At 68.1% G+C, this 14,232-nt stretch carries 13 protein-coding genes; 6 read left to right on the top strand and 7 right to left on the bottom strand.

Annotated elements, in window-relative coordinates; all coding sequences use genetic code 11:
* A complete protein-coding gene (gene dnaB, locus ACFWBW_RS05390; RefSeq protein ID WP_266912908.1) occupies positions 1–1,464 on the bottom strand; it encodes a replicative DNA helicase in 1,464 nt (487 codons plus the stop codon).
* 452 nt (positions 1,465–1,916) lie between these two features.
* Here dnaB and ACFWBW_RS05385 point away from each other — a divergent pair, with 452 nt between their 5' ends.
* Positions 1,917–3,254, top strand: coding sequence for an MATE family efflux transporter (locus ACFWBW_RS05385; RefSeq protein ID WP_385368588.1), 1,338 nt, complete (start codon positions 1,917–1,919; stop codon positions 3,252–3,254).
* Positions 3,255–3,396: 142 nt separating this feature from the next.
* Here the strand turns inward: ACFWBW_RS05385 and rplI are convergent, their stop codons facing one another.
* The 4 genes from rplI to rpsF all read right to left on the bottom strand — a co-directional run bounded on the left by rplI (position 3,397) and on the right by rpsF (position 5,110).
* On the bottom strand, positions 3,397–3,843 hold the full coding sequence (gene rplI, locus ACFWBW_RS05380) for a 50S ribosomal protein L9 (RefSeq protein WP_243331152.1): 447 nt from the start codon (positions 3,841–3,843) through the stop codon (positions 3,397–3,399).
* 18 nt (positions 3,844–3,861) lie between these two features.
* Positions 3,862–4,098 carry a 30S ribosomal protein S18 gene (gene rpsR / locus ACFWBW_RS05375; RefSeq protein ID WP_005315025.1) on the bottom strand — a complete coding sequence of 79 codons (237 nt, stop codon included), beginning with the start codon at positions 4,096–4,098 and terminating at the stop codon, positions 3,862–3,864.
* 43 nt (positions 4,099–4,141) lie between these two features.
* Entirely contained in the window at positions 4,142–4,747 is a 606-nt protein-coding gene (locus tag ACFWBW_RS05370) for a single-stranded DNA-binding protein (RefSeq protein ID WP_327305763.1), read from the bottom strand.
* A gap of 72 nt (positions 4,748–4,819) precedes the next feature.
* The gene (gene rpsF, locus ACFWBW_RS05365) at positions 4,820–5,110 is read right to left on the bottom strand and encodes a 30S ribosomal protein S6 (RefSeq protein WP_015034882.1); all 291 of its coding nucleotides are present in this window, start codon (positions 5,108–5,110) and stop codon (positions 4,820–4,822) included.
* A gap of 250 nt (positions 5,111–5,360) precedes the next feature.
* On the opposite strand from rpsF, the gene ACFWBW_RS05360 reads away from it, so the two are divergent.
* The 3 genes from ACFWBW_RS05360 (at position 5,361) to ACFWBW_RS05350 (ending at position 8,031) form a co-directional block, all read left to right on the top strand.
* The gene (locus ACFWBW_RS05360; protein ID WP_385368586.1) at positions 5,361–5,675 is read left to right on the top strand and encodes a hypothetical protein; all 315 of its coding nucleotides are present in this window, start codon (positions 5,361–5,363) and stop codon (positions 5,673–5,675) included.
* Positions 5,676–5,804: 129 nt separating this feature from the next.
* On the top strand, positions 5,805–6,923 hold the full coding sequence (locus ACFWBW_RS05355) for a peptidoglycan bridge formation glycyltransferase FemA/FemB family protein (protein ID WP_243331146.1): 1,119 nt from the start codon (positions 5,805–5,807) through the stop codon (positions 6,921–6,923).
* Positions 6,924–6,999: 76 nt separating this feature from the next.
* On the top strand, positions 7,000–8,031 hold the full coding sequence (locus tag ACFWBW_RS05350) for an alanine racemase (RefSeq protein WP_385368583.1): 1,032 nt from the start codon (positions 7,000–7,002) through the stop codon (positions 8,029–8,031).
* A gap of 1 nt (position 8,032) precedes the next feature.
* On the opposite strand, the gene ACFWBW_RS05345 is transcribed toward ACFWBW_RS05350, so the two are convergent.
* Positions 8,033–9,493 carry a glycosyltransferase family 87 protein gene (locus tag ACFWBW_RS05345; RefSeq protein WP_385368581.1) on the bottom strand — a complete coding sequence of 487 codons (1,461 nt, stop codon included), beginning with the start codon at positions 9,491–9,493 and terminating at the stop codon, positions 8,033–8,035.
* 103 nt (positions 9,494–9,596) lie between these two features.
* Positions 9,597–12,125, bottom strand: coding sequence for a transglycosylase domain-containing protein (locus tag ACFWBW_RS05340; protein ID WP_385368579.1), 2,529 nt, complete (start codon positions 12,123–12,125; stop codon positions 9,597–9,599).
* A gap of 274 nt (positions 12,126–12,399) precedes the next feature.
* Between ACFWBW_RS05340 and ACFWBW_RS05335 the strand changes: the two genes are divergently transcribed.
* Positions 12,400–13,002: a PadR family transcriptional regulator gene (locus ACFWBW_RS05335; protein WP_250738617.1), complete on the top strand. Its 603-nt coding sequence runs from the start codon at positions 12,400–12,402 to the stop codon at positions 13,000–13,002.
* A 49-nt stretch (positions 13,003–13,051) separates the two neighbouring features.
* Positions 13,052–14,134 (top strand): inositol-3-phosphate synthase, encoded by a 1,083-nt coding sequence (locus ACFWBW_RS05330; protein ID WP_250738618.1) that lies wholly within the window; start codon positions 13,052–13,054, stop codon positions 14,132–14,134.
* Positions 14,135–14,232 lie beyond the last annotated feature (98 nt).

The raw sequence follows: 14,232 nt of genomic DNA, 5'->3' as shown, positions 1-14,232 counted from the left end.
CTACGTGTTGGCCATGTCCACGAACCGCGAATAATGGCCCTGGAAGGCCACGGTGATGGTGGCCGTAGGACCGTTACGGTGCTTCGCCACGATCAGGTCCGCCTCGCCCGCCCGGGGGGACTCCTTCTCGTACGCGTCCTCGCGGTGCAGCAGGATCACCATGTCGGCGTCCTGCTCGATCGAGCCGGACTCACGCAGGTCGGAGACCATCGGCTTCTTGTCGGTGCGCTGCTCGGGACCACGGTTCAGCTGGGACAGCGCGATCACCGGGACCTCCAGCTCCTTTGCCAGGAGCTTGAGGTTTCGGGACATGTCGGAGACTTCCTGCTGACGGCTCTCGGGCCGGCGCGAGCCACCCGCCTGCATCAGCTGGAGGTAGTCGATGACGACGAGCGACAGGTCGTTGCGCTGCTTGAGGCGTCGGCACTTCGCTCGGATCTCCATCATCGACAGGTTCGGGGAGTCGTCGATGTAGAGCGGGGCGGCGGAGACGTCCGGCATCCGGCGGGCCAGCCGGGTCCAGTCGTCGTCCGTCATCGTGCCGGAGCGCATGTGGTGCAGGGCCACCCGGGCCTCAGCCGAGAGCAGGCGCATCGCGATCTCGTTGCGCCCCATTTCGAGGGAGAAGATGACGCTGGGCAGATTGGCCTTGATGGAACAGGCACGGGCGAAGTCCAGCGCGAGGGTGGACTTACCCATGGCGGGACGGGCCGCGATGACGATCATCTGGCCCGGGTGCAGTCCGTTGGTCAGCGAGTCCAGGTCCGTGAAGCCGGTCGGGACGCCCGACATCTGGCCGCTGCGCGAACCGATCGCCTCGATCTCGTCGAGGGCGCCTTCCATGATGTCGCCGAGCGGCAGGTAGTCCTCGGAGGTCCGCTGCTCGGTGACGGCGTAGATCTCGGCCTGGGCGCTGTTGACGATCTCGTCGACGTCCCCGTCGGCGGCGTAGCCCATCTGTGTGATCTTCGTGCCGGCCGCGACCAGCCGGCGCAGGACCGCCCGCTCGTGGACGATCTCCGCGTAGTACTCGGCGTTCGCCGCCGTGGGGACCGACTGGACCAGGGTGTGCAGGTAGGGGGCCCCGCCGACCTTGCTGATCTCACCGCGCCGGGTCAGCTCGGCGCTGACGGTGATCGGGTCGGCCGGCTCTCCCTTGGCGTACAGGTCGAGGATGGCCTGGTAGATCGTCTCGTGCGACGGACGGTAGAAGTCGTGCCCCTTGAGCACCTCGACCACGTCGGCGATGGCGTCCTTGGACAGCAGCATGCCGCCGAGGACGGACTGCTCGGCGTCGAGGTCCTGCGGCGGGACCCGCTCGAAGCCGCCGCCACCGCCGTCCCAGGAGCCGCCCTCGCGGCCTCGGTCACTCTGTTCGTCCCCGCGGCCACGGCCTTCGCCGTTGCGGCGCGTACGGGCGGGCAGACGGTCACCTGGACCGCTGTCGGCCCAGGGGTCGTCCATGGGCTCGGACATGCTCACCGGGCCGCCTCCTCCCGTCCGCAACGCGGACCTTGCCGTGTCACTCTTTCTACGACACGGCTCTGACATTTGGGGCACCCGAATCGGCTCTCGGCGAGTCGGACATCGACCCACGGTAGGGCCGGGAGCGACGTCAGCCAATCTTGTTATCCACAGGCTGTGTGGATGAGGTGTGGATGACGGCGCCAATGCTGTGGGTAACTCCCCGGAAGCTGTGCACGGACCGGGGGACAGTACTGTGGACAAAATCACCCGACCCACCCACTCACACCATCTGACCTGGCCTTTCACCCTCCACCGACCGTGGGCGGGAAAAATCTTGGCCACTGTCTCAAGATCGCCTCCAACGAGGTGGGACGAACGCTCGAATCGACGCATCGGTAAGGATCCAAAAGGCCTTGCGTCTATTACCTGTGGAAGATTAGATTGAGCACATGAGACAGGCCCCCACCGCGCCGAAGGCTGCCCCGAGACGGCACGACCGCGAGATCCTCGCACTCGCCGTCCCCGCCTTCGGCGCCCTCGTCGCCGAACCCCTCTTCGTGATGGCCGACAGCGCCATCGTGGGCCACCTCGGCACACCCCAGCTGGCCGGTCTCGGCATCGCGGCCGCACTGCTCACCACCGCCGTGAGCATCTTCGTCTTCCTCGCCTACGCCACCACCGCGGCCGTGGCCCGCCGCGTCGGCGCGGGCGACCTCCAGGCCGCCATCCGGCAGGGCATGGACGGCATCTGGCTCGCCCTGCTCCTCGGCGCGGCCGTCGTCGCCGTCGTCCTGCCCACGGCGCCCACCCTGATCTCCTTCTTCGGGGCCTCCGACACCGTCGCCCCGTACGCGATCACCTACCTGCGGATCTCCGCCCTCGGCATCCCCGCGATGCTCGTGGTGCTCGCCGCCACCGGTGTCATCCGCGGCCTCCAGGACACCCGGACCCCGCTCTACGTAGCCATCGGCGGCTTCGCCCTCAACGGAGCCCTGAACGTCGCCCTCGTCTACGGAGCCGGCCTCGGCATCGCCGGCTCCGCCTGGGGCACGGTGATCGCCCAGTGCGCCATGGCCGCCGCCTACCTGGTCGTGGTCGTCCGGGGCGCTCGCAGGCACGGCGCCTCCCTGAAGCCCGACGCCGAAGGCATCCGGGCCTGTGCACAGGCCGGTGCGCCCCTGCTGGTCCGCACCCTGTCCCTGCGGGCGGTCCTGCTGATCGCGACCGCCGTGGCCGCGCGCCTCGGGGACGCCGACATCGCGGCCCACCAGATCCTGCTCTCCCTGTGGAGCCTTCTCGCCTTCGCCCTCGACGCGATCGCGATCGCCGGGCAGGCCATCATCGGCCGCTACCTCGGAGCGGGGGACACCGAAGGAGCCAAGGCCGCCTGCCGCCGCATGGTCCAGTGGGGGATCGTCTCCGGCATCGTCCTGGGGCTCCTCGTCATCGCGGCCCGCCCGGTGTTCATCCCGCTCTTCACGAGCGACCCCGTCGTCGAAGACGCCCTGCTGCCGGCCCTGCTCGTGGTGGCCGTCTCACAGCCCGTCTCCGGCATCGTCTTCGTCCTCGACGGCGTCCTGATGGGCGCGGGCGACGGCCGCTACCTGGCCTGGGCCATGCTGCTGACCCTCGCCGTATTCGCCCCGGCAGCCCTGCTCGTCCCGGCCCTGGGCGGCGGGCTGACGGCCCTCTGGTGCGCCATGACCCTGATGATGCTGGTCCGGATGGTCACCCTCCAGCTGCGCGCCCGCTCGGGCCGCTGGCTGGTCGCCGGAGCCACCCGGTAGACCCGGGTGGCCCGGGGGAGCCCGCTGTAGCCCTGGAGCGATGTTTCACGTGAAACAGGGCCGATGCACGCGCACGTGTTTCACGTGAAACAACGAAGAAGGGCCGCACCCCCACGGGGGTGCGGCCCTTCATGCGCAGCCCTTAGGCGGCGACGACCTCGATGCCGACGGTCGCGGCCACGTCAGCGTGCAGACGCACGGAGACCTGGTACGAGCCGAGGGTCTTGATCGGGGAGCCCAGCTCCACGCGGCGCTTGTCGACCTTCGGGCCACCGGACGCCTCGATCGCCGTGGCGATGTCGGAGGGCGTGACGGAACCGAAGAGACGACCGGCGTCACCCGCGCGGGTGGCCAGACGGACCTTGACGTTCTCGAGCTTGGCCTTGAACTCGTTGGCCTGCTCGATCGTCGCGATCTCGTGGATCTTGCGGGCGCGGCGGATCTGCGCCACGTCCTTCTCGCCACCCTTGGTCCAGCGGATCGCGAAACCACGCGGGACCAGGTAGTTGCGGGCGTAGCCGTCCTTGACGTCGACGACGTCGCCGGCGGTGCCGAGGCCAGAGACCTCGTGGGTCAGGATGATCTTCATTATTCGGTCACCCTTTCCTTATCGCGCGGTGGACGTGTAGGGCAGCAGTGCCATCTCACGGCTGTTCTTCACAGCCGTGGCGACGTCACGCTGGTGCTGCGTGCAGTTGCCGGTGACGCGGCGGGCACGGATCTTGCCACGGTCGGAAATGAACTTCCGCAGCATGTTCGTGTCCTTGTAGTCCACGTACGCGGTCTTGTCCTTGCAGAACGCGCAGACCTTCTTCTTAGGCTTGCGCACAGGCGGCTTCGCCATTGTGTCTCTCCTGTGAAATCAAGAAGTGGGGGTGCGAGCTGCCCTAGAAGGGCGGCTCGTCCGAGTAGCCACCGCCGGAGCCGCCGGAGCTTCCGCCCCAACCGCCACCGCCGCCGCCCTGCTGCTGGCCGCCGGCCGGCGCACTGGACGCCCAGGGGTCGTCGGAGGGAGCTCCGCCGCCCTGGGGAGCAGCGCCGCCACTGGGGGCTCCGCCCCAGTTGCCACCGCCGCCGCCCTGCTGCTGACCGCCGCCACCGCCGCCGTATCCACCCTGACCACCGCGACCAGTGGTCTTGGTGACCTTGGACGTGGCGTTCTTCAGGCTGGGGCCGACTTCCTCGACGTCCAGCTCGTAGACCGTGCGCTTGACACCCTCACGGTCCTCGTACGACCGCTGCTTCAGCCGGCCCTGCACGATGACGCGCATGCCCCGCTGAAGGGACTCGGCGACGTTCTCAGCCGCCTGGCGCCAGACCGAGCAGGTCAGGAACAGGCTTTCGCCGTCCTTCCACTCATTGGTCTGCTTGTCGAAGGTGCGGGGAGTGGACGCGACACGGAACTTCGCGACCGCCGCACCCGAGGGGGTGAAGCGCAGCTCGGGGTCGTCGACGAGATTGCCGACGACCGTGATGACGGTCTCGCCTGCCATGGATGAACCTCTCGGCGGGGATTGCTGCTGGGCTGCTGTGCTACTCGGTCCCGATTACCGCTGAACCGAAGTTCAGTGGGTCTCGGGGCGAAGGACCTTGGTCCGGAGAACCGACTCGTTCAGGTTCAGCTGTCGGTCAAGCTCCTTGACGACCGCAGGCTCGGCCTGAAGGTCGATGACCGAGTAGATGCCCTCGGGCTTCTTCTTGATCTCGTAAGCGAGACGACGACGGCCCCAGGTGTCGACCTTCTCGACCTTTCCGTTGCCCTCACGGACGACAGAAAGGAAGTTCTCGATCAGCGGGGAGACAGCGCGCTCCTCGAGATCGGGGTCGAGGATGACCATCACTTCGTAGTGACGCATGTGGAACCCACCTCCTTTGGACTCAGCGGCCACGGTCGTTCCGTGGCAGGAGGGTCGTGATGCGTGCGCACGGCATCTGCAGAGCAGACACCGCGCAGCTGTACAGACTACCTCCTCGACTCCTTCCGGTTGAAATCCGGCACGAGGAGGCCACAATCTGTATGCATCGGGTGTGCTCGGTGCTATGCCTTCGGCTCCTGCCGCGGGAAGCCCGCAGCACCGCTCTGCTGCAGCCAGGAGGTGCCTTCCGATGGCACAGGCAATGCGACGCCAGTCCTCCATCTCGCTCTTCGCGACCGACGGCAAGCCCCATCCGCTCCAGGACACCCTGGTGGCCGTCACCCTGATCCTCGGCGCCGTGGCGTTCGTCACGGCCTTCTTCCACAACCTGCACCTGCTCAGCTCGTGGACCGGGCTGATCGGGATCGTCACCGGGCTCTACGGCCAGTTCATCTCCGCCACGACACGCGAGCGCACAGCACTGATCATCGGCCTCGGGGCCTCGGCCATCGGCTTCTTCCTCGGCATGGCGCACGGCGGTCTCTTCGGCGGCTGGCTGGGCTGACGGGGTGCCTCCGCGACGGGGCGCCGGCCTCCCGCCGGCCCAGGCCCGGCCTGTCCCCCAGATGGGTGGCGCCCACGTCGCAGTAGGCTTCGCGCCATAGCCAGCGAAGCCGCCGAGGAGACGCCCCGCATGAGCCTGTCCCTGAGGACCATCAGCCGAGAGCAGCACCTGGGCTACCTCCAGAGCCTGCCCTCGGCTAGCCACTGCCAGGTCCCGGCGTGGGCCGACGTGAAGAACGAGTGGCGTTCCGAGAACCTCGGATGGTTCGACCAGTCCGGCGAACTCGTCGGCGCCGCACTCGTGTTGTACCGACAGCTGCCCAAGGTGAAGCGGTACCTCGCGTACCTCCCCGAGGGCCCGGTCATCAACTGGTACGCCCCCAACCTCGAAGAGTGGCTCCAGCCGATGCTGGCGCACCTCAAGCAGCAGGGCGCCTTCACCGTGAAGATGGGCCCGCCCGTCGTCATCCGCCGCTGGAACTCGACCGCCATCAAGGCCGGTATCCAGGACCCGGAGGTCAAGCGCCTGCGCGACGTGGAGGCCTCCGTCATCGAGCCCCGCGCCTTCGAAGTCTCCGACAAGCTGCGCCGGATGGGCTGGCAGCAGGCCGAGGACGGCGGCGCCGGCTTCGGCGACGTCCAGCCCCGGTACGTCTTCCAGGTACCGCTGGCCAACCGCTCGCTGGACGATGTCCTCAAGGGCTTCAACCAGCTGTGGCGCCGCAACATCAAGAAGGCCGAGAAGGCCGGCGTCGAGGTCGTCCAGGGCGGCTACGAGGACCTGCCGACCTGGCAGAAGCTGTACGAGGTGACGGCCGAGCGCGACAAGTTCCGCCCGCGCCCGCTCAGCTACTTCCAGCGCCAGTGGACGGCCCTCAACTCCGAGGACCCCAACCGGATGCGGCTGTACATCGCCACTCACGAGGGGGAGCCGCTGGCCGCCGCCACGATGCTCACCGTCGGCCAGCACGTCTGGTACTCGTACGGCGCCTCGGCCAACCACAAGCGCGAGGTCCGCCCCTCGAACGCGATGCAGTGGCGCATGCTGCGCGACTCCTACGCGCTCGGCGCAAGCGTCTACGACCTGCGCGGCATCAGTGACACCCTGGACGAGAACGACCACCTGTTCGGACTGATCCAGTTCAAGGTCGGCACGGGCGGCGAGGCCGTCGAGTACGTCGGCGAGTGGGACTTCCCGCTCAACAAGCTGCTGCACAAGGCGCTCGACATCTACATGTCGCGTCGCTGACCCGCCCCACACACACCGCCCCACACACACCGCACCGCTGCACCACGCAGCTCATCGAGAGAGGCTCCGGACGGGCATGGCGCTCACGCTCTACGTCGACACCGCGCGCTGGCGTGCGCACCAGAAGCAGATCCAGGACCAGTTCCCGGGGATGATCCCCGTCTGCAAGGGCAACGGCTACGGCTTCGGTCACGAGCGGCTCTGCGAGGAGGCGACCCGGATGGGCGCCGACGTCCTCGCCGTCGGGACGACCTACGAGGCCGCCAGCATCAAGGACTGGTTCGGCGGTGACCTGCTCGTCCTCACCCCGTTCCGGCGCGGCGAGGAGCCGGTGCCGCTGCCGGACCGGGTCATCCGCTCGGTGTCCTCGCTGGACGGGGTGCGCGGCCTGGTCGGTGCCCGTGTGGTCATCGAGTGCATGAGCTCGATGCGCCGGCACGGGATCTCCGAGCAGGACCTCGGCCAGCTGCACACGGCGATCGAGGACGTCCGGCTGGAGGGCTTCGCCCTGCACCTGCCGCTGGACCGCCCCGACGGCTCCGACGCCGTCGAGGAGGTCATCGGCTGGATGGACCGGCTCCGCGCGGCCCGGCTGCCGCTGCACACGATGTTCGTCAGCCACCTGAAGGCCTCAGACCTGACGCGGCTGCAGCAGCAGTTCCCGCAGACGCGCTTCCGGGCCCGCATCGGTACCCGGCTGTGGCTGGGCGACCACGAGGCGACCGAGTACCGCGGCGCGGTGCTGGACGTCACCCGCGTCGCCAAGGGCGACCGGTTCGGCTACCGGCAGCAGAAGGCCGCCTCCGACGGCTGGCTGGTCGTCGTCGCCGGCGGTACTTCCCACGGAGTCGGCCTGGAGGCCCCCAAGGCCCTGCACGGGGTGATGCCGCGCGCCAAGGGCGTCGCCCGCGCCGGCCTCGCCACCGTCAACCGGAACCTGTCGCCGTTCGTGTGGGCGGGCAAGCAGCGCTGGTTCGCCGAGCCTCCGCACATGCAGGTGTCCATCCTGTTCGTGCCGTCGGACTCTCCCGAGCCGAAGGTCGGCGACGAGCTGGTGGCGCACCTGCGCCACACCACCACGCAGTTCGACCGGGTGCTCGACGCCTGAGTCACTCCCCGGGGCGCGCGCCCCACTCCACCCGCTGACCCTCCGAAGGCGCCGCGTCCTGCGGCGCCTTCGGCGTGTGCGGGAGCGTGAAGACGTCCTCGGCACCGTCCAGGACGCCCCCTGAGGGGTCGTCCGAGCCGTCGCGCCGCACCACGTCCCGCTCGGGCAGCAGGATGTCGCGTACGACCACCGCGCAGAGGTAGAGCGTGCAGAGCAGGTGGGCCGCGATGGCCACCTGGTAGCCCTCCAGGGGCAGGCCCTGGTGCTTGTCCCCGCTGGTCGTGTACGCGAGGTAGAACCAGATCCCCAGGAAGTAGACGACCTCGCCGGCCTGCCAGATCAGGAAGTCCCGCCAGCGCGGCCGGGCCAGCGCGGCGAGGGGGATGAGCCAGAGCACGTACTGGGGCGAGTAGACCTTGTTGACCAGGATGAAGGCCGCCACCAGCAGGAAGGCCAGCTGGGCGAAGCGGGGGCGGCGGGGCGCGGTCAGCGTGAGCAGCCCGATGCCCGCGCACAGCAGCAGCGTCAGGCCCGTCGCATAGGTGTTGGCGCCTTCGAGGGGGTTCCCGGAGCGCTGGGAGATCAGCAGCCACACGGATCCGAAGTCGATGGGCCGCTCCTGGCTGAAGGTGTAGAACTTCTGCCAGCCCTCCCAGGCGAAGAGCATCACGGGCAGGTTCACCACGAGCCAGGCGACCAGGGCGCCGCCGACCGCCTCGCCGAACGCACGCCACTTCCCGGCCCGCCAGCAGAGCACGAACACGGCCCCGAGCAGCAGGACGGGATAGAGCTTGGCCGCGGTGGCCAGGCCGATCAGGACACCGAAGGACCGCGCCCCGCCCCGCGACCACATGAGCATCGCGGCGGCGGTCAGGGCGATGGCCAGCAGGTCCCAGTTGATGGTCGCGGTGAGCGCGAAGGCGGGTGCGAGGGCGAAGAGCAGCGCGTCCCACGGACGGCGGCGGTGGGTACGGGCCACACAGACCGCGATGACCGCCGCGCAGACCATCAGCATGCCCGCGTTGACCATCCAGTACATCTGCTCCCGGTGCTGCATGGAGCCGCTGCCGGGGGTCATCCAGGAGGCGATCTCCATGAAGAGTCCGGTGAGCACCGGGTACTCCAGGAACTGCATGTCGCCGGGGATCCGGTCGAAGTACGGGGTGAGGCCGTCGGCGAAGCCGCGTACGACGTAGAGGTGCGGGATGTCCGAGTAGCAGGCGTGGGTGTACTGGGAGCCGGCCCCGCGGAACCACGCCCAGTCGTAGCAGGGCAGCTTCTGCACCATGCCGAGCGCGAACATCCCCAGGGCGACGAGCACGACGACCCGCACCGGGGTCAGCCAGTGGCCGCCCAGCCGGGCGTAACGGCCCAACGGGCCGCCGATGAGCTCGCTCCCCGCAGCGGCCACCTCGTCCTGCTGGGTGGGCAGTACGGGGCTGTCCTCGTGCACCTTCGTCATGCGCACATCCTGCCGTACGGCGCCGCCCTCGCCCATGACACATGGAAGAGGGCCGCCGCACCGAGTGCGACGGCCCTCTCCTGCCATGGCGTGGGGCGTCGGGTCAGTCCCCCGTGGAGCCCCCTATCGGGAAGTCTCCGGTGCCGCCGCTCGGCCTGTCCCGCGTCTTGCTGGGCGAGGGCGAGGGCGACCGGGACGAACTGGCGCTGGGGCTCGGCTCGCAGATGGCCCACGGCTTGCAGGTCGGCTTGCCGCCGCTGCGCGAAGGGCTCGGGCTGGGGGACGGGGACGGGGAGTTCGACGGGGACGGCGAGGAGGAGGGGGAAGGGGACGGCGAGGGGGTGGGCGAGGGAGCGCCCGAGGCGTCCGCGACGACACCGAGCTCGTCGGGCTTCGGGAACTCCGACTCCGGGACCCCCTTCAGCGCCTCCTTCATGTACTTGGTCCAGATCTCGGCCGGGATGTCACCACCGTGGAGGGAGGGAATGCCCGCCACGCCCCTCATCGAGATCAGTTCCTTCTTCTTCGCACTCGGGTCCGAGCGGAACAGGGCCACCGAGGTGGACAGCTCGGGGGTGTAGCCGACGAACCAGGCCGACATGTTCTTGTCGGTGGTGCCGGTCTTGCCCGCGGCGGGCCGGCCCAGCTTCTTGGCCTTCGTGCCCGTGCCCTTCTCGACGACGTTGCGCAGGACCTTGGTGATGTTGTCCGCGATGGAGTTGTCCATGGCCCGCTGCCCCTTGGGGGCCTCGAAGCCGGGGACGTCCTTGCCGTCCTTCTTGACGCTGCGCACCGAGTACGGATCGTGGTGGACGCCGGAGGCGGCGAAGGTGGCGTACGAGTCGGCCATCCGGATGGCGCTGGGGGTGGAGGTGCCCAGCGCGAAGGAGGCGTTGTCGTTGGGGTCGAAAGACTCCGGGAGGATGCCGGTGGCCTCTGCGACCGCCTTCACCTTGCTGTGGCCGACGTCGAAGATCAGCTGGGCGAAGGGCACGTTGATGGAGTCCTCCATCGCCTTGTTCAAGGTCACGTACCCGTAGTCGGTCGGGCTCTCGTTCTTCTGGCGGAACGGCTTGCCGGCCCCGTCGCGCAGCGGCTCGCCCGAACGGTTGTTGATCACCGTGAGGTCGCTGGCCATGTACTTGCTCTCGGCCGAGATCCCCTCGCCGTCCGAGTTCTGCGTGCCGTACTGCATGGCCGCCGCCAGCACGAACGGCTTCCACGTCGAGCCGACCTGGACACCCGTGGTGTTGGCGTTGTTGTTGAAGTGCTTCTTGTCGATACCGGGACCGCCGTACAGGGCGACCAGGGCGCCGGACTTCACGTCCACCGAGGCAGCGCCGAACTGGACGAAGGTGTCCGTGTCGGGCCGCGCCTTCTCGTCGAGCATCCCGTCTCGGGTGCCCTCGACGGCCTTGACCAGCGCGTCCACCCTCTTCTTGTCGAAGGTGGTGCGGATCTGGTACCCGCCCTTGGCCAGGTCCTCGACCTTGATGCCCTTGGACTTCAGCATGTGCAGCTTGGCCGTCTCGACCAGGTAGCCGATCTGTCCGGACATGCCGGCGGCCTGAGCCGATTCGATCAGCTTGGGGAATTCCTTGTACTGGGCCCGCTCGGCCTGCTGCATGCGCCCGACCTCGACCTCGCGGTCCAGCACCCAGGCCCATCGCTTCTCGGCCCGCTCCCGGTTCGCCTCGGGCGTGGCCGCCGCGCCGATGCCGCCGTCGGGGTTGTAGAGGTTCGGGCCCTTGAGCACGGAGGCGAGGAAGGCGCTCTCGGACGGGGTCAGCTTGTGGCTGTCCTTGCCGAAGTAGGCGCGCGCGGCCGCCTGGATCCCGTAGGCGTCACGGCCGTAGTAGGCGGTATTGAGGTAGCCGGCGAGGATGTCGTTCTTCTCCTCGCTCGCACCCACCTTTATCGAGATGAAGAGCTCGGTGACCTTTCGCTTGAGCGTCTGGTCCGAGTCCAGGTACTGGTTCTTCACGTACTGCTGGGTGATCGTGGAGCCGCCCTGGGTGGATCCGCCCTTGGCCATGTTCCACACGGCGCGGGCGATGCCCATCGGGTCGACGCCCTTGTCCGACTCGAAGGACTCGTTCTCCGCGGCGATCACGGCGTTCTGCATCGACAGGGGGATCTTGTCGATGGGAACGATCTGGCGGTTCACGGCGCCGCCGGTCGCGACCATCTGAGTGTCGTCGGACCAGTAGAAGACGTTGTTCTGCGCCACGGCGGTCTTGTTCACGTCGGGCTTGTTCACCATGGCGATGCCGATGCCGGCACCTGCCGTCATGACCGCGAAAAAGCCCAGGGTGGTGCCGCCGACGAGCTTCCAGGACGGGACGAACCGCTTCCAGCCGACCTTTTCCCCGCGCGGGTAGTTGATGAAGCGCTTGGGACTGCCGGCGCCCTCGGCGCCCCGGCCCCGGCCGGCCGAGCCGCGGCCGGCGGCTCTCCGGGCGTCCGCACGGCTGCCGTGGCCCGGCTGCGGGGAGTACGGCCCGCTGGGTGACGCGGTGGGGACGTCACGCCCGGAACCGGCGCCCCTGGACGGGCGCTGCTGGGCAGCCCTGCGGGCGGCGGCGCGGCCACCGCTCTGGGGCTGTTGCGGTTTGCGGCGGTGCTCGCTCATCGAACGACTACTCCTCGGGCAGGCGAGTGGCCTGGAAGCGGCAGGTGAGTTCCGGTCCCCCCGGTGTCATGGCGCACAGACTACGCACGCCCAAAAGCCAATCAGTGCCGAAGTTCACCCCAAATCAGGCAACTTGCCTCGTGCAAATTGGTGATGTGACGCCGGTCACCGTGTCACCACTTGTAGCTGAGGGCTACCCGTTCTATCGTCTGGATGTATCGAGCCGATACATCAGCTCGACATAAAGACTCCGAGACGGGGGAAGGGCAAGCGGATGAGCAGGCGCTCAGGCATCCTCGAGTTCGCTGTTCTTGGCCTGCTTCGCGAATCCCCCATGCACGGTTACGAGCTGCGCAAGCGGCTCAACACCTCGCTGGGGGTGTTCAGAGCGTTCAGCTACGGGACGCTCTACCCCTGCCTCAAGACGCTCGTCACCAACGGCTGGTTGATCGAAGAGCCGGGCAATGCCCCGGAGGACGCTCTCGCCGCTTCACTCGCAGGGCGCCGCGCCAAGATCGTCTACCGGTTGACGGCAGCAGGTAAGGAGCACTTCGAGGAGCTCCTCTCCCACACGGGCCCCGATGCCTGGGAGGACGAGTCCTTCGCCGCCCGCTTCGCCTTTTTCGGCCAGACCGAACGAGACGTACGCATGCGGGTACTGGAGGGCCGTCGCAGCCGCCTTGAGGAGCGCCTGGAGAAGATGAGCGCCTCGCTGGCTCGCACACGCGAGCGGCTCGACGACTACACGCTCGAGCTGCAACGCCACGGCATGGAATCCGTGGAGCGCGAAGTGCGCTGGCTGAACGAGCTCATCGAGAGTGAGCGGGCGGGACGGGATCAGAGACGACCCGGTCCGTCCGACGAAACTGCAAAGTGAGGTCTGCATCTCGCAGGCCTCGTCCGAGAACAAACAGGGAGCAACCGGAATGGGTTCGGTTCGCGTAGCCATCGTCGGCGTAGGCAACTGCGCCGCCTCGCTGGTGCAGGGCGTCGAGTACTACAAGGACGCCGACCCGGCGGCCAAGGTCCCCGGTCTGATGCACGTCCAGTTCGGCGACTACCACGTGAGCGACATCGAGTTCGTCGCCGCGTTCGACGTCGACGCGAAGAAGGTCGGCCTCGACCTTTCGGACGCCATCGGCGCCAGCGAGAACAACACCATCAAGATCTGCGACGTCCCGAGTGCGGGCGTGACCGTTCAGCGCGGCCACACCCTGGACGGCCTGGGCAAGTACTACCGCGAGACCATCGAGGAGTCGGCCGAGACCCCGGTCGACATCGTCCAGACCCTTCTGGACCGCCAGGTCGACGTCCTGATCTGCTACCTGCCGGTCGGTTCCGAGGCTGCGGCGAAGTTCTACGCCCAGTGCGCCATCGACGCCAAGGTCGCCTTCGTCAACGCCCTCCCGGTCTTCATCGCCGGCACCAAGGAGTGGGCTGACAAGTTCACCGAGGCCGGTGTCCCGATCGTCGGCGACGACATCAAGTCGCAGGTCGGCGCGACCATCACGCACCGCGTGATGGCGAAGCTGTTCGAGGACCGCGGTGTCCGTCTTGAGCGCACCATGCAGCTCAACGTCGGCGGCAACATGGACTTCAAGAACATGCTGGAGCGCGACCGCCTCGAGTCGAAGAAGATCTCCAAGACTCAGGCCGTCACCTCGCAGATCCCCGACCGCGAGCTCGGCGAGAAGAACGTCCACATCGGCCCGTCCGACTACGTGGCGTGGCTCGACGACCGCAAGTGGGCCTACGTCCGCCTCGAAGGCCGCGCTTTCGGCGACGTCCCGCTGAACCTCGAGTACAAGCTCGAGGTGTGGGACTCCCCGAACTCCGCCGGTGTCATCATCGACGCCCTGCGCGCCGCGAAGATCGCCAAGGACCGCGGTATCGGTGGCCCGATCCTGTCGGCTTCGAGCTACTTCATGAAGTCCCCGCCGGTGCAGTACTTCGACGACGAGGCCTACGCGAACGTCGAGAAGTTCATCAAGGGCGAGGTCGAGCGCTAGTCGAACCCCCGGCGTCCGTAAGGACACCTGGACTTCGGCAGTTCTTCCACGGAGGGTCCCCGGGCAATGTGTCCGGGGACCCTCCGCGTGTGTGACCC

The sequence above is a fragment of the Streptomyces sp. NPDC059957 genome, assembly GCF_042730015.1.
GTDB lineage: Bacteria > Actinomycetota > Actinomycetes > Streptomycetales > Streptomycetaceae > Streptomyces.
The sequence above is the reverse complement of the archived record's forward strand: the minus strand, read 5'-3'. Positions and strand labels throughout refer to the sequence as shown.

Excerpts from the sequence above, each read along its gene's own strand:
- ACFWBW_RS05370 (WP_327305763.1), bottom strand. The coding sequence starts at position 4,747 with ATGGCAGGCGAGACCGTCATCACGGTCGTCGGCAATCTCGTCGACGAC.
- rpsF (WP_015034882.1), bottom strand. The coding sequence starts at position 5,110 with ATGCGTCACTACGAAGTGATGGTCATCCTCGACCCCGATCTCGAGGAG.
- ACFWBW_RS05360 (WP_385368586.1), top strand. The coding sequence starts at position 5,361 with ATGGCACAGGCAATGCGACGCCAGTCCTCCATCTCGCTCTTCGCGACC.
- ACFWBW_RS05335 (WP_250738617.1), top strand. The coding sequence starts at position 12,400 with ATGAGCAGGCGCTCAGGCATCCTCGAGTTCGCTGTTCTTGGCCTGCTT.
- ACFWBW_RS05340 (WP_385368579.1), bottom strand. The coding sequence starts at position 12,125 with ATGAGCGAGCACCGCCGCAAACCGCAACAGCCCCAGAGCGGTGGCCGC.
- dnaB (WP_266912908.1), bottom strand. The coding sequence starts at position 1,464 with ATGGACGACCCCTGGGCCGACAGCGGTCCAGGTGACCGTCTGCCCGCC.
- ACFWBW_RS05355 (WP_243331146.1), top strand. The coding sequence starts at position 5,805 with ATGAGCCTGTCCCTGAGGACCATCAGCCGAGAGCAGCACCTGGGCTAC.
- ACFWBW_RS05385 (WP_385368588.1), top strand. The coding sequence starts at position 1,917 with ATGAGACAGGCCCCCACCGCGCCGAAGGCTGCCCCGAGACGGCACGAC.
- rpsR (WP_005315025.1), bottom strand. The coding sequence starts at position 4,098 with ATGGCGAAGCCGCCTGTGCGCAAGCCTAAGAAGAAGGTCTGCGCGTTC.
- ACFWBW_RS05350 (WP_385368583.1), top strand. The coding sequence starts at position 7,000 with ATGGCGCTCACGCTCTACGTCGACACCGCGCGCTGGCGTGCGCACCAG.
- rplI (WP_243331152.1), bottom strand. The coding sequence starts at position 3,843 with ATGAAGATCATCCTGACCCACGAGGTCTCTGGCCTCGGCACCGCCGGC.
- ACFWBW_RS05330 (WP_250738618.1), top strand. The coding sequence starts at position 13,052 with ATGGGTTCGGTTCGCGTAGCCATCGTCGGCGTAGGCAACTGCGCCGCC.
- ACFWBW_RS05345 (WP_385368581.1), bottom strand. The coding sequence starts at position 9,493 with ATGACGAAGGTGCACGAGGACAGCCCCGTACTGCCCACCCAGCAGGAC.